The sequence below is a fragment of the Enterobacter cloacae complex sp. AR_0002 genome (assembly GCF_001922365.1).
In the GTDB taxonomy this organism is placed as follows: domain Bacteria; phylum Pseudomonadota; class Gammaproteobacteria; order Enterobacterales; family Enterobacteriaceae; genus Enterobacter; species Enterobacter hormaechei_C.
In genome coordinates this window covers 3,287,285-3,304,786 of record NZ_CP018814.1, presented here as the reverse complement: position 1 = coordinate 3,304,786, position 17,502 = coordinate 3,287,285, and the positions used below count along the sequence as shown (strand labels likewise).

The window sequence follows — 17,502 nt, the reverse complement described above, 5'->3', positions numbered from 1 at the left end:
TTTTCAGGACTCATCCTGTTGCCTTTTACGTTACTCTGGAGAGGATAGAATAAGAGGCACGACGCCTCAGGTTTGGCATATAAGAAACACAGCAAACAGGGAACGCATGGAAATTTTCTTCACAATACTCATCATGACCCTTGTGGTCTCATTATCCGGGGTGGTTACACGCGTACTGCCCTTCCAGGTCCCCCTGCCTTTAATGCAAATAGCTATCGGTGCGCTGCTGGCGTGGCCGACGTTCGGTCTGCACGTGGAGTTCGATCCGGAACTGTTCCTCGTGCTGTTTATCCCGCCGCTGCTGTTTGCCGATGGCTGGAAAACGCCGACGCGCGAATTTCTGGAGCACGGGCGAGAGATCTTCGGCCTGGCGCTGGCGCTGGTGGTCGTCACCGTGGTCGGGATTGGTTTCCTGATCTACTGGGCCGTACCGGGGATCCCGCTCATACCCGCCTTTGCGCTGGCCGCCGTGCTGTCGCCTACCGACGCCGTGGCGCTGTCCGGCATTGTGGGCGAAGGGCGCATTCCAAAGAAAATCATGGGCATTTTGCAGGGCGAGGCGCTGATGAACGACGCCTCTGGCCTGGTCGCCCTGAAGTTTGCCGTGGCGGTTGCCATGGGCACCATGGTCTTTACCGTCGGCGGCGCGACCCTGGAATTCTTCAAGGTGGCGATTGGCGGTATCCTCGCGGGCTTCGTAGTGAGCTGGCTGTACGGACGCTCGCTGCGCTTCCTTAGCCGCTGGGGTGGTGATGAACCGGCGACGCAGATCGTCCTGCTGTTCCTGCTGCCGTTTGCCTCTTACCTGATTGCCGAACACATTGGCGTGTCGGGCATTCTGGCGGCGGTAGCCGCGGGGATGACCATCACCCGCTCCGGCGTTATGCGGCGCGCGCCGCTGGCGATGCGCCTGCGCGCGAACAGTACCTGGGCTATGCTCGAGTTTGTGTTTAACGGCATGGTGTTCCTGCTGTTGGGTCTGCAACTGCCGGGCATTATGGAATCCTCGCTGATTGCGGCCGAAGCGGATCCAAACGTTGAAGTCTGGATGCTGTTTACCGATATCGTGCTCATCTACCTTGCGCTGATGCTGGTACGTTTCGGCTGGCTGTGGACGATGAAGAAATTCAGCGTTCGCTTCCTGACCAAAAAGCCGATGGAGTTTGGCTCGTGGACCACGCGCGAGCTGCTGATTGCCTCTTTCGCGGGCGTTCGCGGGGCGATCACCCTTGCTGGTGTACTCTCCATTCCCCTGCTTCTGCCGACGGGCGACGTCTTCCCGGCGCGCTACGAGCTGGTGTTCCTGGCGGCGGGCGTGATCCTCTTCTCGCTGTTTGTCGGCGTGATTATGCTGCCGATTCTGCTGCAACATATTGACGCGGGTGACTCCTCGCAGCAGCACAAAGAAGAGCGGATTGCCCGTGCGGCGACGGCGGAAGTGGCGATTGTCGCCATCGAGAAAATGGAGGAGCGTCTGGCCGCCGATGCCGAAGAGAACATTGATAACCAGCTGCTGAAGGAAGTCAGTTCACGCGTGATTGGTAATTTGCGTCGCCGTGCTGACGGACGTAACGACGTGGAAAGTTCGTTGCAGGAAGAGAACCTCGAACGCCGTTTCCGCCTGGCGGCGCTGCGCTCCGAGCGTGCCGAGCTGTATCACCTGCGCGCGACGCGGCAGATCAGCAACGAGACGTTGCAAAAGCTGCTGCACGATCTGGACCTGCTGGAAGCGTTGTTGATAGAGAATCAGTAGCGCGCTTTGCCCCCTCACCCTAGCCCTCTCCCCATAGGGGAGAGGGAACCGATCGAGCCCCTCGCCCTATGGGGAAAGGGGTTGGGGTGAGGGGTCAGGGCACCCAAAACCCCTCACAGCATTGCAACCACGCCTGCGCGCTGTGCGACAGATAGACCCCTTCACGCCAGATCATCCCCAGCTGCCAGTGCAGGTCGCTCTCCAGCGGGATCCAGCGCAGCGTGTTTTTATCCAGCCGCTCGCAGATCGGCTGCGGCAGAATGGCAATCCCCACGCCCGCCTGTACCATCGCCGCCAGAAAATCCCACTGGCCGCTGCGCACCGCAATGCGCGGCTTTACGTTGTGCTGGTTAAACAGCGCCATCAGCTGGCGGCTTAAGGCAAAATCTTCGTTGTAAATCAGCAGCGGGTGTTCGCCGAGCAGCTCGGGTTTTACTGAGTCTATCTTCAGCCAGTCGCCGGAGCGCGGCACCAGCACGCACAGCGGGTGGCTGAACAGCGGCAGCGTCGCCAGGCCGCTTTCCTCCTCTACGGGAAGGGCCGTCATGGCCACGTCCAGTTCACCGTTCATCACCGCCTGCTGCACGGTCAGGCCGCCAAATTCAGAAATTTTTAGCTCAACGCCGGGATAGCGCTGACGAAACAGGCTTATCGGCCCGGCCATCATCATGCCGACCATCGGCGGAATACCGAGCCGCAGCAGCCCTTTTGTCAGGTGGTTGATGTCCCCAAGCTCGGCCTCCAGCTGGCGGAACTCTGCCAGAATGGCCAGCCCGCGCTCGAACACTACGCGACCGGTATCGGTCAGCAGTAGCTTGCGCCCGTCGCGGATCAGCAGGGTACAGTTCAGCTCATCTTCGAGGTTTTTCAGCATCTTGCTGATGGTCGGCTGGGTTACGAATAACTTCTCCGCTGCGCGAGTAAAACTTTGCTGGCGAACCACCTCGACAAAATAGCGCAGCGTTCTTATGTCCATGATTATTCCTCGAAACTATACCTTCGATGATTTTAATTCATTTCAGTCGATACCGTACGCTCACTATACTGGCGCCTCGTCTCATTTCTGAGGAAAACCCCCATGGCCGTGGCGTTAAGCCGTGTTACGCCTGCCGTTGTGCAACGACTTCAGGTACCGGTTCAGGTACTGCTCTACGCGGGACTGTTTGTTTTCGCAGAATATCTTGTCGACTGGCTGCATCTGCCTTTACCCGCCAACCTGGTGGGGATGGTGCTGATGCTGACGCTGATCCTCTGTCGCGCGTTGCCCCTTAACTGGGTGCGCGCCGGGGCGCGCTGGCTGCTGGCGGAGATGCTATTGTTCTTTGTGCCGGCCGTGGTGGCGGTGGTGAATTATGCACAACTGCTGATGGTCGACGGTTGGCGCATCTTTGCGGTTATCGCCCTGAGCACGCTGATGGTGCTGGGCGCCACCGCCTGGGTGGTGGATAAGGTGTATCGCTTTGAAATCAGCAGGCAGAAGCATGACTAACTTTCAGATAAGCCTGCTGTGCCTGATTGCGACAGTTGTCATCTACTTTGCCAACAAGCGCCTGTATCGCCGCTTTCGCGCGCTGCCGCTGATGCCGTTGGTCTTTACGCCGATCCTGCTGGTGCTGATGCTGGTCTTCGGCCATATCTCCTGGCAGAACTACATTGGCGAATCCCACTGGCTGCTGTGGCTGCTCGGCCCGGCGACCATTGCCTTCGCCGTACCCGTTTATGACAACCTCGCTATTATCAGACGCCACTGGATGTCGCTCAGCGCGGGCGTCGTCACCGCGACGGTGGTGGCGGTGTGCAGCTCGGTCTGGCTGGCGCGGCTGTTTACCCTGTCGGATGAAATCCAGCGCAGCCTGGCGGTGCGTTCGGTGACCACGCCGTTTGCGCTGGCAGCCGCCAAACCGCTCGGTGGCCAGCCGGATCTGGTGGCGCTGTTTGTGGTGGTGACGGGCGTCTTTGGGATGGCGGTGGGGGATGTGCTGTTTCTGCGGCTTTCTATTCGGGAAGGAATGGCCAAAGGCGCGGGATTTGGCGCGGCGTCGCACGGCGCGGGCACGGCACGTTCCTATGAGCTGGGACAGCAGGAGGGCGTTGTCGCGAGCCTGGTGATGATGCTTTCGGGCGTCACGATGGTGCTGATCGCACCGCTGGTGGCGTGGGTGATGTTTTAAGCTCCCCGGCCAGAATGGCCGGGGAGAAAGGTTTAGTGCGCGCGGCCCTGCTCAACGCCAAGACCGGTTTGTGAACGAATAAACTGGGCGCGGAATTTCTCGCGCTCCAGGTTACCTTCCGGCGAATTGTCGGTAGCCGAGAAGACCCAGATACCGACAAACGCCACGGCAATGGAGAACAGCGCCGGGTATTCATACGGGAAGATAGCGCTTTCGTGACCGAGGATCTGCACCCAAATCGTTGGGCCCAGAATCATCAGGATCACCGCCGTCAGCAGCCCCAGCCAGCCGCCAATCATCGCCCCACGGGTGGTCAGTTTTGACCAGTACATTGAGAGCAGAATGATCGGGAAGTTACAGCTTGCCGCAATCGAGAAGGCCAGCCCGACCATAAAGGCGATGTTCTGCTTCTCGAACAAAATCCCCAGCAGGATGGCGACGACGCCCAGCACCAGCACGGTGATTTTGGAGACTTTTAGCTCATCGCGCTCGCTCGCGCCTTTACGGAAAACGTTGGCGTAGAGGTCATGCGAGACCGCCGACGCGCCGGCCAGCGTCAGCCCTGCAACCACCGCGAGGATGGTGGCGAAGGCCACGGCAGAGATAAAGCCAAGGAACAGGTTGCCGCCCACCGCGTCGGCCAGATGCACCGCCGCCATGTTGTTACCGCCGATAAGCGCGCCCGCCGCGTCTTTAAACGCCGGGTTCGCCCCCACAAGCATGATCGCGCCAAAGCCGATAATAAAGGTCAGGATATAGAAGTAACCCATAAACCCGGTGGCGTAGAACACGCTCTTACGCGCTTCACGCGCATCTGACACCGTGAAGAAGCGCATCAGGATATGCGGCAGACCTGCGGTACCGAACATCAGGCCGAGACCGAGCGAGAGCGCGGATATCGGATCTTTCACCAGCCCACCCGGGCTCATGATCGCTTCCCCTTTCGGATGCACTGACATGGCTTCGGTAAACAGATTATTGAAGCTGAACCCAACGTGCTTCATCACCATAAAGGCCATAAAGCTGGCGCCGAACAGCAGCAGTACCGCTTTGATGATCTGTACCCAGGTGGTGGCCAGCATGCCGCCGAACAGGACATACATCACCATCAGCACGCCCACCAGCACCACCGCGATGTGGTAGTTCAGGCCGAACAGCAGCTCGATCAGCTTACCCGCACCCACCATCTGCGCAATCAGGTACAGCGCCACCACCACCAGCGAACCGCAGGCGGAGAGGGTACGAATCGGCCCCTGCTTCAGGCGATAGGAGGCGACGTCAGCAAAGGTATAGCGCCCCAGGTTACGCAGGCGCTCGGCAATCAGGAACAGAATGATCGGCCAGCCGACAAGGAAGCCGAGGGAGTAGATCAGGCCGTCATACCCTGAGGTATACACCAGCGCGGAGATCCCAAGGAACGAGGCGGCAGACATAAAGTCTCCCGCAATCGCCAGACCGTTCTGGAAGCCGGTGATGTTGCCGCCCGCGGTGTAGTAATCGTTACGGGAGCGCACGCGTTTCGACGCCCAGTAGGTGATATACAGCGTCAGCACCACGAAAATCAGGAACATGATAATCGCCTGCCAGTTGGTTGGCTGGCGCTGGACCTCGCCGGTAATGGCATCTGCTGCATGGGCAGCAAAGGGAAGTGTGGCGGCGAGCGCCGTCAGAATTCTCTTCATGATGCTTTTACCTCGCGCAGAACTTCTCTGTTAAGACGATCGAATTCACCGTTCGCACGCCAGACGTACACACCCGTGAGCACAAACGAAATGATGATAACGCCAATCCCAATCGGAATACCGCGCGTGACGCTGGTACCCTCATGCAGCGGGGTGCCCAGCCAGTGCGGCGCAAAGGCGATCAGCAAAATAAAGCCGACGTAGATAATTAGCATGATGATGGAAAGCAAGAAGGCAAACCGTTGCCGTTTTTCGACCAGCTCCCTGTAGTGCGCACTATTCTCTATCTGCTGACAAATATCGTTATTCATCACAGAAATCTCCAGAAGTAAGGTTGGTTTGTTTTATCCCCTCTCCCCTATGGGGAGAGGGTTAGGGTGAGGGGAGAGGGAGAAAAAAATTATGAAGGCATTGCGATGGCCTGCTTCTCTTCGAGCAGTTTGTCCACCACGCCAGGATCCGCGAGCGTTGAGGTATCACCGAGGTTACTGGTGTCGCCTGCCGCGATTTTGCGCAGGATACGGCGCATAATCTTGCCGGAACGGGTTTTCGGCAGCGAGTCGGTCCAGTGCAGCACGTCCGGCGTGGCAAGCGGGCCGATCTCTTTACGCACCCAGTTGCGCACCTCGGTATACAGCTCTGGCGACGGCTCTTCGCCGTGGTTCAGGGTGACGTAGGCGTAGATCGCCTGGCCCTTGATGTTGTGCGGAATGCCGACAACCGCCGCTTCGGCAATCTTCGGATGCGACACCAGCGCAGACTCAATCTCCGCCGTGCCCAGACGGTGGCCAGAGACGTTCAGCACGTCGTCCACGCGTCCGGTGATCCAGTAATAACCGTCTTCATCCCGGCGCGCGCCGTCGCCGCTGAAGTACATGTTTTTGAAGGTCGAGAAGTAGGTCTGCTCGAACCGCTCGTGGTCGCCGAACAGGGTACGCGCCTGGCCAGGCCAGGAATCGACGATCACCAGATTGCCCTCGGTGGCGCCTTCCTGCGGATTGCCTTCGTTATCCACTAGTGCAGGCTGTACCCCGAAGAACGGACGGGTGGCCGAACCGGCTTTCAGCTGCGTGGCGCCCGGCATCGGGGTGATCATAAAGCCGCCGGTTTCGGTCTGCCACCAGGTGTCCATCACCGGGCACTTCTCGTTGCCGATCTTCTTCCAGTACCACTCCCAGGCTTCCGGGTTGATCGGCTCGCCCACGGAGCCGAGGATGCGCAGGGAAGAGCGGTCCGTGCCTTCGATGGCTTTATCGCCTTCCGCCATTAATGCGCGGATCGCCGTTGGCGCGGTGTAGAGAATGTTGACCTGATGCTTATCAACCACCTGGCACATACGCGCCGGCGTTGGCCAGTTCGGTACGCCTTCAAACATCAGCGTCGTTGCGCCGCAGGCCAGCGGGCCGTACAGCAGGTAGCTGTGGCCGGTGACCCAGCCCACGTCGGCGGTACACCAGTAGATGTCGCCCGGATGGTAGTCGAAAACGTATTTAAAGGTGGTGGCCGCGTAAACCAGATAGCCGCCGGTAGTATGCAGCACGCCTTTCGGCTTGCCGGTGGAGCCGGAGGTATAAAGAATAAACAGCGGATCTTCCGCGTTCATCTCTTCCGGCTGATGCTGGTCGCTCGCTTTTTCAATCAGATCGCTCCACCACAGGTCACGCCCCTCGTGCCAGTCGATTTTGCCGCCCGTGCGTTTGAAGACAATGACGTTACTGATGGATTTCACGTTCGGGTTTTTCAGCGCTTCATCAACGTTTTTCTTCAGCGGAATACCGCGCCCGGCGCGCACGCCCTCGTCAGCGGTGATCACCAGCTTCGAATTCGAGTCGACAATACGCCCGGCAACCGCCTCCGGCGAGAAGCCGCCGAAGATAACGGAGTGGATCGCGCCGATGCGCGCGCAGGCCAGCATCGCCACCGCCGCTTCCGGCACCATTGGCATATAGATCGCCACTACATCGCCTTTTTTAATGCCCTGGGCCAGCAGCACGTTGGCAAAGCGGCACACGTCGCGATGCAGTTCTTTATACGAGATGTGTTTACTCTGAGAGGCATCGTCGCCTTCCCAGATGATAGCCGTTTCGTTGCCGCGTTCGGCAAGATGGCGGTCCAGGCAGTTCGCCGCCAGGTTCAGCGTGCCGTCTTCATACCATTTAATGGAGACGTTGCCCGGCGCGAAAGAGGTGTTCTTTACCTTCTGATAAGGTTTGATCCAGTCGAGGATGTGACCCTGCTCACCCCAGAACGCGTCAGGGCTGGAAACGGACTGCTGGTATTTCTCCTGGTACTGCTCCGGACTTATCAGGCAACGGTCCGCAATGTTTGCGGGAATGTCGTGTTTGTGTATTTGGCTCATGGCTTTTTTTCTCCTTGTAAGATGTTAATAATATGTCGCAAAAACGTTAATAGTAGGGGCTTTACAAGCTTTGTTTAGTATTTGGGCGACAGATCACGCAATGTCTGAAGAGTATGAAAATTGAGCGAATGAAACTTTGAAGGGAAATAATTCATCTAAAGAATTATTCACTTTTTTGAAGTGAAAATATTTTGTATAACAAACGGTTATTTATGCGAATTGCTATAAATTACCGTCGATGACACTTTTTGCAGTGAAATGCCTTGTTCTTTAAGGCTTGCGCAGCATGCCGTGCAAATGATACTCATACGGCGCGTTAAAAAATCCCATAAACCAACGCAACACAATTCATACCCTTTCAGTATGTCTCCATAATCATGCAGTTTTGATGGTGCGGAGATTTCATTGAGGAAGTCAGTTTCTATGAAAAATTTGAAAGTCAGCCTGGCCTGGCAGATCCTGCTGGCCCTTGTGCTGGGCATCTTGCTGGGCAGTTACCTCCATTATCATAGCGACAGTCGCGAGTGGCTGATTGCGAACCTTCTCTCCCCTGCGGGCGATATCTTTATTCATCTGATCAAGATGATTGTTGTGCCGATTGTGATCTCGACGCTGGTGGTCGGTATCGCGGGTGTTGGTGATGCGAAACAGTTAGGCCGCATCGGCGTTAAAACCATTCTCTATTTCGAAGTGATCACCACGGTTGCCATCGTTCTTGGCATCACCCTGGCGAACGTGTTCCAGCCTGGTGCCGGGATCGATATGTCGCAGCTGGCGACGGTGGATATTTCGAAATACCAAAGCACAACCGCCGATGTGCAGAGCCATTCGCATGGGTTGATGGGGACTATTCTCTCGCTGGTACCGACCAACATTATCGCGTCCATGGCGAAGGGCGAGATGCTGCCGATCATCTTCTTCTCGGTACTCTTTGGCCTGGGGCTTTCTTCCCTGCCCGCGACGCACCGTGAACCGCTGGTGACCGTGTTCCGCTCTATCTCCGAAACCATGTTCAAAGTCACCCACATGGTGATGCGTTATGCGCCGGTCGGGGTGTTCGCGCTGATTGCGGTGACCGTAGCGAACTTCGGCTTTGCCTCCCTGTGGCCGCTGGCGAAGCTGGTGATTCTGGTGCACTTCGCGATTCTGTTCTTCGCGCTGGTGGTGCTGGGCATTGTGGCGCGCCTGTGCGGGCTCAGCATCTGGATCCTGATCCGCATCCTGAAGGATGAGCTGATTCTGGCGTACTCCACGGCAAGCTCCGAGAGCGTACTGCCGCGTATCATTGAGAAGATGGAGGCCTACGGTGCGCCGGCGTCCATTACCAGCTTCGTTGTACCGACCGGTTACTCCTTCAATCTGGATGGTTCAACGCTGTATCAGAGTATTGCAGCGATCTTTATCGCGCAGCTGTACGGCATTGACCTGTCGCTGTGGCAGGAAATCGTGCTGGTTCTGACGCTGATGGTGACTTCAAAAGGGATCGCAGGCGTGCCGGGCGTCTCCTTCGTGGTGCTGCTGGCGACGCTGGGCAGCGTCGGTATTCCGCTGGAAGGCCTGGCGTTTATTGCCGGTGTGGACCGTATCCTCGACATGGCGCGTACCGCGCTGAACGTGGTGGGTAATGCGCTGGCGGTGCTGGTAATCGCTAAGTGGGAACACAAGTTCGACCGTAAAAAAGCGCTGGCGTATGAACGCGAGGTACTGGGTCGTTTTGATAAAACGGCTGACCAGTGATGTAAAAAGCCGGGTGGCGGCTTCGTCTTACCGGGCCTACATAAGCCGTAGGCCCGGTAAGCGCAGCGCCACCGGGCAACAATTTACTCCCCGCTCAATGCATCAAACTCTTCACACCCGGTATCAAACCCTTCGGTACAGCTCAGGTTTAACCAGTAAAGCGCTTTCTGCTTATTCGGGGTGATAAAGCCTTTCTCACCCTGCCTGAACAGCATTCCTGCCCAGTACTCCGCATAGCCCGTCCGGGACAGAGTCGAACTCCGCTTGAACCACGATGCGGCCTGCACGTCATCCTGAGGAACTTCAACGCCGTTGGCATAGATCAGCCCCAGCAGCTGTTGCGCGTCTACCGCCGAGTCGCTATCGATGTCTTCGGTCGCCGATTGCAGCAGTGCGATGGCCTGCGGGTAGTCGGTTTTGCCCGCCTGCGTGTTCACCAGCACACGCGCCAGCATGATCGCGCCGCGTTTGCTGCCCGCAATGTTTGCCTGTTGGGCCAGGGCTTTAGCCTGCGCATAGTCACCCTGTGAAAAGTGGATTTGCGACAGCAGCGCCATGGCGTCGACATCACCGCCTTTTGCCGCTTTTTCCGCCCACAGCGCCGCCTGCGCGCTGTCGCCGGAACTGAACCAGGTATCGGCGAGATAATACTGCGCGCGCGCATCGCCCGCTTCAGCCTGCTTTTTATACTGGCTGCCTATCTCATCGGCATGGGCAAACGCGGTTAAAAATAACAACATCAGAAAAAGGATTTTCATGGATTCTTATCATCTGGGTACACGCCGCGCAGTATAATCGCGGCGACAGAAGAAAAAAACGGGTGCGTTAAGACCTCAGCATCCCACAAGCCGGGCGGAACACGCGTTCCGCCCGAAGAGGTTAGCCTGCGTTACAGGCTAATTTCGCCGCCACCTCCTGATGTTCACTCTTTATTGAAAACTCGCAGAGCCTGCCGCGAGTAATAAAGGTAAAGATCACTATCGTCAGGCAAACAATAAAGACGATGCCTAACGCAGTTTTTAATGGCGTCATGCCTTTTACTCCTTGTCAAAAAAAGAATAAGAGGCTACTCTCAACTTGTTGGAGTTGAGGGAGTAGCCTCGGGTTGTACTGACCCCAAAAAGTTGGACAGTTAAACACGAGGCACATAGGTCTGGGTTCGATATTCAATTGGACTCAGACCTTTTAATTTCAGGCTAATTCTTCTGCTGTTGTAGTAGTCAATATATTCCGTAACAGCATCCTTCAGTTCGCTTATATTACTGAACTCGTCAAGATAAAAACACTCCGACTTTAAGGTTCCAAAGAAACATTCCACGACTGCATTATCCAGACAATTGCCTTTTCTGGACATGCTCTGTGTAATGCCTTGTTCTTTAAGGATGTTTTGATACCTTCTCATACGATACTGCCATCCCTGGTCAGAGTGCAGAATAGGATGCTCGTGAGGCTTAAGCTTTTTGAATGCCTGATCGAGCATATTCTCGACCATGTTCATCACAGGTCTTTCCGACAGGCTGTAAGAAATAACTTCGTTGTTGAAGAGATCTATTACTGGAGACAAATACAGCTTTCGCCCATTGACTGCAAATTCAGTAACGTCGGTAACCCACTTCTCGTTTGGCCGTGTAGCCTTGAAATCCCTTTGGAGAACATTGGGGGCGGTTTGCCCTACCTCTCCTCTGTAGGAGCTGTATCGCTTGACCTTAATCGCTGCCTTAAGCGAGAGGGTTCCCATCAGGCGCTGAACGGCTTTATGGTTAATCCGTTCCCCGTCTCGATGGAGAGACAACGTTACCCTACGGTATCCGTAACGACCTTTATTCTCGTGATAAATCTCACCAATACGCTTTTTAACATCCGCATACTTATCAGGCTTGCTGAGAGCCTTTAGATGGTAATAAAACGTACTGCGCGGTATCTCCGCTGCCTTGAGAAGCTCATCAAGAGGGTAAAACTGCCTTAGCTCGTTGAGTACTTTCACTTTTTCGCGGGATGAGCTAAGGCTTTCAGCTTTTTTAGATACGTAAGCCGCATTTCAAGGAATCGAACTTGTCTTTCAAGATCCTCAATACGTCGGTCTTTCGACAGCTCCAATGCTAACGCCGCTTTTTCTGGATCAACTGACATTGTAATGTTTCTTTTGGTGCCGATCTTGAGTGCGCGTAAACCAGCTTCTCCGTGCTCCTCATAGACTTTCAGCCACTTGGCTACAGAACCACTACCAGCAAGCATAAAGTGAGCAGCAGCCTGATTGAGGGACATCTGCTGCTCGGTCACGGCTTTCACGACCTTAATGCGCAACTCTGGATCAGCACTAACGCCTTTAGGTTTGGGAATTAAACCTTTTTCTCCATGTTTTTCATAGAGGGCAACCCACGTCCTGACCTGGGTTCGAGGCACACCAAAACGTGCAGAGATGATCCTGTAACCATCATCAGTTGTGAAGTAGTGATTCACGACTTCAAGGCGCTTTTCGAAGGGGTATTTTGGCTTTGACATATCAGGGACTATTCCATTTCATCGTCCAACAAAATGGGTGCAGTACAGGTAAATGAAAATTTCCCGGGGCTTTCTACTTTCTGTCCCTCAACAATGCTCAAGACAGAAAGTCTTAAGCACCCGCCGCACATCTTATCCCTCTGAATTAAAATGCAAAGATGTAATTCTATTCTGCGTAAATTACATTATTTCTGCGAGCCGCTTTCCAGAATAATAATTTCTATTTCTTATGAATTAATCGGAAATAAAAAGGGAGTGAATATATCACTCCCTTTATTCAACGATAAATTAACGGCTTCAACCCATTGCGCTTTCGCGCAGTCGGGCTTTCAGCTTGTTATATTCGTCGATCACATACTGTTCCGCAGCGTGTTGATCCGCAATGGGCTCCACGTTTACGGCGCAGTATTTATACTCCGGCGTTTTGGTTATCGGGCTTAAGTTCTCGGTCACCAGCTCGTTGCAGGCGCCAATCCACCACTGGTAGGTCATATAGACTGCCCCTTTGTTCGGACGGTCGCTGACCTGCGCGCGGGTAATGATGCGGCCTTTACGCGAATTCACCCACACCAGCGCTTCATCTTCAATACCGAGCCGTTCGGCATCGGCGGTGTTGATCTGCGCGTAACCCGGTTCATCCGCCAGCGCCGCCAGCGCGGCGCAGTTGCCGGTCATGGAACGGCAGGAGTAGTGGCCCACTTCACGCACGGTGGAGAGCACCATCGGATACTCGTCGGTGAGCTTATCGATCGGCGCGACCCAGTCGCAGGTGAAGAACTGCGCCAGCCCGTTCGGGGTGTCGAACTTCTCTTTAAAGAGGTATGACGTCCCCTGATCGGATTCTGACTCATCCCGGCACGGCCACTGGATGTAGCCCAGCTCACCCATTTTTTCATAGGTTGCCCCATAAAAGTCCGGGCACAGATGCCGCAACTCGTCCCAGATCTCCTGGGTGTTGTTGTAGTGCATCGGGTAGCCCATGCGGGTGGCGATTTCGCTGATGATCTGCCAGTCCGTTTTCAGATCCCATTTCGGCTCGACGGCCTTGAAGAAGCGCTGGAAGCCGCGGTCTGCCGCCGTATAGACACCTTCATGCTCGCCCCAGGAGGTCGACGGCAAAATCACATCCGCCGCTGCCGCGGTTTTGGTCATAAAGATATCCTGAACAATCACCAGCTCCAGATCCTCAAAGCCTTTGCGCACTGCGGACAGTTCGGCGTCGGTCTGGAGCGGATCTTCACCCATGATGTAGGCCGCACGCACTTCACCGTGCGCCGCGCGGTGCGGCAGCTCGCTGATGCGATACCCGGTGTGTGCCGGCAGGCTCTCCACGCCCCAGGCCTTCGCAAACTTCTCGCGGTTTTCCGGGAATTTGACGTACTGGTAGCCCGGATAGGTGTCCGGCAGCGCGCCCATATCACACGCACCCTGCACGTTATTCTGACCACGCACCGGGTTCACGCCCACATGCGCTTTACCCAGATTGCCGGTCAGCATGGCGAGGCTGGTGAGCGAGCGCACGGTTTCCACGCCCTGGTAGAACTGGGTCACGCCCATGCCCCAGAGAATGGCGGCGGTTTTTGCCCCGGCATACATTCTGGCCGCCTGACGAATCTCCTGCGCGCTGACGCCGGTTATCGCTTCGACGGATTCAGGCGTATAGCCCTCGACTATTTTCTTATACTCTTCAAAGCCTTCTGTACGGGTCGCGACAAACGCCTGGTCGTACAGGTTCTCCTCAATAATGACGTGCCCCATTGCGTTCAACAGCGCGATGTTTGAACCGTTTTTCAATGCAATGTGCATATCCGCAATGCGCGCGGTTTCAATTTTGCGCGGATCGCAGACGATGATTTTCGCCCCATTCTGTTTAGCGCGAATAACGTGGTTCGCGACGATAGGGTGAGAATCCGCCGGGTTATAACCAAAGATGAAGACGAGATCGGTATTATCTATCTCGTTGATGGCATTACTCATTGCGCCGTTACCGACCGACTGGTGCAGACCTGCAACCGATGGGCCGTGTCAGACGCGAGCGCAGCAGTCGACGTTATTGGTACCAATAACGGCGCGCGCGAATTTTTGCATCACATAGTTGGTTTCATTCCCGGTTCCGCGTGAGGAGCCGGTGGTCTGAATCGCATCCGGGCCATACTTGGCCTTGATGGCGCTGAGGCGCGTGGCGACGTAATCCAGCGCTTCATTCCAGGAGACGGCTTCCAGCTTGCCGCCGCGCTCGCGGCGGATCATAGGGGTTTTCAGGCGCGGGGTGAGGATTTGGGTATCGTTAATAAAATCCCAGCCGTAATATCCTTTCAGGCACAGCGTGCCCTGATTGGTTTTACCCTGCGCCGCTTCCGCCCGGACGATTTTGCCGTTATTGACCACCAGGTGGATCTTGCAACCTGAGGCACAATAAGGGCAAACCGTGACGACTTTTTTCATCACTTTGCTCCAGTTAAACAGTTCTTACCTGCCCAATATGCAGCTTCTATGCCATGTTTTTATTATGGGTATTTCCTGACTTTACGACCCTTTGCGGGGCAAAACCCTGACGAAAAACAGCCAATCGTCAAAATTGACGTGTCGAAAGGGCAGGGGATGTGACATGGATTGAATTTCCGTCACGTAAAAAACAATTCGGCTGGAGCCGGCGGCAGAATGGTTCAGACTTAACATAATTCCCTGACGGAAGCATGCGATGAAACCGGCGATTCTGGTGGTTGACGATGATGTCGCAGTCTGCGAACTGCTACAGGATGTGCTCAGCGAGCACGTCTTTACCGTACTGACGTGTCACTCTGGGCAGGACGCGGTGAACCGTGTCCAGCAGGACTCCGGCATTGCGCTGGTTCTGCTGGACATGATGCTGCCGGATATCAACGGATTACAGGTTTTACTGCAACTGCAAAAGCAGCGACCATCGCTACCGGTGGTAATGCTGACGGGGCTGGGAAGTGAATCAGATGTGGTCGTCGGGCTGGAAATGGGCGCTGATGATTACATCGGAAAACCGTTCAATCCGCGCGTGGTGGTCGCCCGCGTTAAGGCGGTGCTGCGTCGTACCGGCGCGCTGGACGCGGAGCCTGCCGCGCCGCGCGTTGAAGGTATTGCCTTTAACGGCTGGACGCTGGACACCACCCGCTGCGAGCTGAGCGATCCGCAGCGTAATACCGTGCCGTTAACACAAGGCGAATATGGCCTGCTGCTGGCATTAACGCAAAACGCCCGCCGGGTACTGAGTCGTGAACAGCTGCTGAAGCTGACCCACAGCGAAAGCGCCGAGGTCTTTGACCGCACTATCGACGTGTTGATCATGCGGCTACGGCGAAAAATTGAGGTCAATCCGCACCAGCCTCTGCTGATCAAAACCATTCGCGGTCTGGGCTATGTTTTTGCCACGGACGTTTCCCATCATGAGAAAGCCGCCTGACCGTTCTCCTGAATAAACGCCTGAAGCTCGGCCAGCGTTTTCGCGCCGTCAATTGCATTAGCCGCCAGCAGGCTGGCCCGCGCGCAGGCGTGCGCCAGATAAATACTCTCCGTCAGCGGCAGGGATTCATGGCAGCCGTATAAAAAGCCCGCGCAAAACGCGTCGCCCGCGCCGACGCTGCCGATAATCTCGTCCTGCGTCAGCTTCCACGACGGAACCCATTGCCCTTTTTCACCCGGCGCTTCACCCCATGCCCCTTCCGGACAGTGGATCACCACCCGCTGCCGCACGCCTGCCGCCAGCAGTTGTGTGGCAGCGTCGGCGATATGGGCCATGTTCAGCGCATCATGGCCGTCACGGATCTCAAGCCCGCTAAACTCACCGGCTTCCAGCTCGTTAATCACCAGATAATCAAGATGGCGCAGGGCAGGGAGCACCAGCGGCTGATAGCGCGGATCGCCCTTGCGGGACACCAGATCGAGCGAGGTTTCATACCCCTGATCGCGCATCTGTGCCAGTAACCGCGCGCTGCGGGTGCCAAATTCCTCGTCCGGCATGTCCAGGCTGTCGAGCAGCAGCAGGTAGCCGAGATGGAAGATCTTCAGCGATCCGTCTAAACGATCGAAGGCGGGAAGATCCAACAGGCGGTTGGCGCCCGGCGAGTGGAAAAAAGTGCGCTGTCCGCTGGGGTCGGTCATCACCTGCGACATCGACGTTGGGGCGAACGTTGTACGCTGCACGCGCTGGCGATTGACGTGATACTGGTCGAGCATCGCCAGAATATAGTCTCCGTCGCTGTCTTCCCCAATCAGCCCCACCGCCTGTAACGGCAGGCCGACGTGCATTTTCGCCAGCGTCAGCAGAACGTTGAGCGGCGCACCGCCGGTTGAGCGCTCACTGTGGGTGATTTCCGCCAGCCAGCCGCGCTCCGGCCACTGTACGATCTGGTGGACGTGATCCACCAGCATGTTGCCTGCGGCGATAATCCCTTTGCGTTCCATTATGCCTGCCCCGCGCTGCCGAAGATGCGCATCTGTTCCGCAACCGTATCGGTAATGGCCTCTTCAATGCCCAGCAGCAGCTCTGCAAATTCATCGTACAGCGGCTGGCGGTTTGCCATGCGCTGCTCAACGGCGGCGAGCGCGGCCTGCGACATGCCGGTATAAAAGTTGATTTTATGAATGCCCAGCTCGATGGCGCGGCGGAAATCAGTATCGCTTATGCCAGAGCCGCCGTGTAAAACCAGTGGCAGGCCCGTCTGCCGTCGAATGGCGTCCAGACGCGGGAAATCAAGCTTCGGCTCGCCCTTGTATTTGCCGTGCGCGTTGCCAATGGCGACCGCCAGCGCGTCGATACCGGTTAAATCGACAAACTCGCGCGCCAGCTGCGGATCGGTGAAGAAGGCTTCATCCGCATGCCCGTAAAGCGCGCCCCCTTCATCACCCCCGACCGCGCCCAGCTCCGCCTCTACCGAGACGCCCACCGCATGGCACATCTTCACCACTTCCCGCGTCTGGCGGATATTTTCCTCATAGCTCAGCGTCGAGCCGTCGAACATCACCGAGCTGAACCCTAAGCGCAGGGCGCGCACGACGGCCTCAAAATGCAGCCCGTGGTCGAGGTTAAGCACCACGGGAATATCGTGACGGGCGGCTTCGAACTTCACTGCTTCGACAAGCGACTCCAGAGACACGTACTTAAAATGCACTTCGGCGATGTTGATGATAAACGGCGAGCGTTCCTGCTTCGCGGCGGCAAACAGCGCGCGCAGGAAGTGGGAGTCGAGCACGTTGAACGCGCCCAGGGCGTAGCGGTGTTCCCTGGCGTGGGCCAGACCATCGGCAAGAGAAATCAATGGCATCATT

The 17,502-nt window shown here is 56.2% G+C and carries 15 protein-coding genes; 5 read left to right on the top strand and 10 right to left on the bottom strand.

The genetic code is table 11. From position 1 onward, the window contains the following. The first annotated feature begins 106 nt into the window (after window positions 1-106). A complete protein-coding gene (locus AM329_RS16410; RefSeq protein WP_003860270.1) occupies window positions 107-1,753 on the top strand; it encodes a Na+/H+ antiporter in 1,647 nt (548 codons plus the stop codon). Window positions 1,754-1,847: 94 nt separating this feature from the next. Here the strand turns inward: AM329_RS16410 and AM329_RS16405 are convergent, their stop codons facing one another. Then, window positions 1,848-2,729 carry a LysR family transcriptional regulator gene (locus AM329_RS16405; protein ID WP_003860268.1) on the bottom strand — a complete coding sequence of 294 codons (882 nt, stop codon included), beginning with the start codon at window positions 2,727-2,729 and terminating at the stop codon, window positions 1,848-1,850. A gap of 102 nt (window positions 2,730-2,831) precedes the next feature. On the opposite strand from AM329_RS16405, the gene AM329_RS16400 reads away from it, so the two are divergent. Together AM329_RS16400 and AM329_RS16395 are read left to right on the top strand one after the other, a co-directional pair. Next, on the top strand, window positions 2,832-3,242 hold the full coding sequence (locus AM329_RS16400; protein WP_022650231.1) for a CidA/LrgA family protein: 411 nt from the start codon (window positions 2,832-2,834) through the stop codon (window positions 3,240-3,242). After that, the gene (locus AM329_RS16395; RefSeq protein WP_032608249.1) at window positions 3,235-3,924 is read left to right on the top strand and encodes an LrgB family protein; all 690 of its coding nucleotides are present in this window, start codon (window positions 3,235-3,237) and stop codon (window positions 3,922-3,924) included. Before AM329_RS16400 ends, AM329_RS16395 begins: the two co-directional genes overlap by 8 nt. 32 nt (window positions 3,925-3,956) lie before the next feature. On the opposite strand, the gene actP is transcribed toward AM329_RS16395, so the two are convergent. From actP to acs, 3 genes are all read right to left on the bottom strand, one after another. Next, window positions 3,957-5,606: a cation/acetate symporter ActP gene (actP, locus tag AM329_RS16390; RefSeq protein ID WP_023324016.1), complete on the bottom strand. Its 1,650-nt coding sequence runs from the start codon at window positions 5,604-5,606 to the stop codon at window positions 3,957-3,959. Beyond that, window positions 5,603-5,917: a DUF485 domain-containing protein gene (locus tag AM329_RS16385; RefSeq protein ID WP_032608251.1), complete on the bottom strand. Its 315-nt coding sequence runs from the start codon at window positions 5,915-5,917 to the stop codon at window positions 5,603-5,605. The genes actP and AM329_RS16385 overlap by 4 nt, the downstream gene beginning before the upstream one ends. A gap of 89 nt (window positions 5,918-6,006) precedes the next feature. After that, window positions 6,007-7,965, bottom strand: coding sequence for an acetate--CoA ligase (acs, locus tag AM329_RS16380; RefSeq protein ID WP_022650235.1), 1,959 nt, complete (start codon window positions 7,963-7,965; stop codon window positions 6,007-6,009). 423 nt (window positions 7,966-8,388) lie between these two features. Here acs and gltP point away from each other — a divergent pair, with 423 nt between their 5' ends. Further along, window positions 8,389-9,702, top strand: coding sequence for a glutamate/aspartate:proton symporter GltP (gene gltP, locus AM329_RS16375; RefSeq protein WP_003860256.1), 1,314 nt, complete (start codon window positions 8,389-8,391; stop codon window positions 9,700-9,702). Between the two features lie 83 nt (window positions 9,703-9,785). On the opposite strand, the gene AM329_RS16370 is transcribed toward gltP, so the two are convergent. From AM329_RS16370 to fdhF, 4 genes are all read right to left on the bottom strand, one after another. Further along, window positions 9,786-10,460 carry a tetratricopeptide repeat protein gene (locus tag AM329_RS16370; RefSeq protein ID WP_032608252.1) on the bottom strand — a complete coding sequence of 225 codons (675 nt, stop codon included), beginning with the start codon at window positions 10,458-10,460 and terminating at the stop codon, window positions 9,786-9,788. A gap of 121 nt (window positions 10,461-10,581) precedes the next feature. Further along, window positions 10,582-10,734, bottom strand: a complete 153-nt coding sequence (locus tag AM329_RS16365; RefSeq protein WP_003860252.1) for a Hok/Gef family protein — start codon at window positions 10,732-10,734, stop codon at window positions 10,582-10,584. Window positions 10,735-10,834: 100 nt separating this feature from the next. Beyond that, window positions 10,835-12,204 (bottom strand): IS3-like element ISKpn8 family transposase gene (locus tag AM329_RS25250; RefSeq protein WP_085949440.1). Its coding sequence is split into 2 segments (ribosomal slippage): window positions 10,835-11,724 and window positions 11,724-12,204, totalling 1,371 coding nucleotides; the frame shifts between segments, so codons are not numbered across the junction. 297 nt (window positions 12,205-12,501) lie between these two features. Then, the gene (gene fdhF, locus AM329_RS16350) at window positions 12,502-14,649 is read right to left on the bottom strand and encodes a formate dehydrogenase subunit alpha (protein WP_077870377.1); all 2,148 of its coding nucleotides are present in this window, start codon (window positions 14,647-14,649) and stop codon (window positions 12,502-12,504) included. A gap of 256 nt (window positions 14,650-14,905) precedes the next feature. Between fdhF and AM329_RS16340 the strand changes: the two genes are divergently transcribed. Next, the gene (locus tag AM329_RS16340; RefSeq protein WP_003860246.1) at window positions 14,906-15,637 is read left to right on the top strand and encodes a response regulator; all 732 of its coding nucleotides are present in this window, start codon (window positions 14,906-14,908) and stop codon (window positions 15,635-15,637) included. Here AM329_RS16340 and AM329_RS16335 read toward each other — a convergent pair. Further along, window positions 15,619-16,638, bottom strand: coding sequence for a carbohydrate kinase family protein (locus tag AM329_RS16335; RefSeq protein WP_003860244.1), 1,020 nt, complete (start codon window positions 16,636-16,638; stop codon window positions 15,619-15,621). The two genes, AM329_RS16340 and AM329_RS16335, sit on opposite strands and share 19 nt — an antisense overlap. Beyond that, window positions 16,638-17,498: a ketose 1,6-bisphosphate aldolase gene (locus AM329_RS16330; RefSeq protein WP_023315233.1), complete on the bottom strand. Its 861-nt coding sequence runs from the start codon at window positions 17,496-17,498 to the stop codon at window positions 16,638-16,640. The genes AM329_RS16335 and AM329_RS16330 overlap by 1 nt, the downstream gene beginning before the upstream one ends. Between the last annotated feature and the right edge of the window lie 4 nt (window positions 17,499-17,502).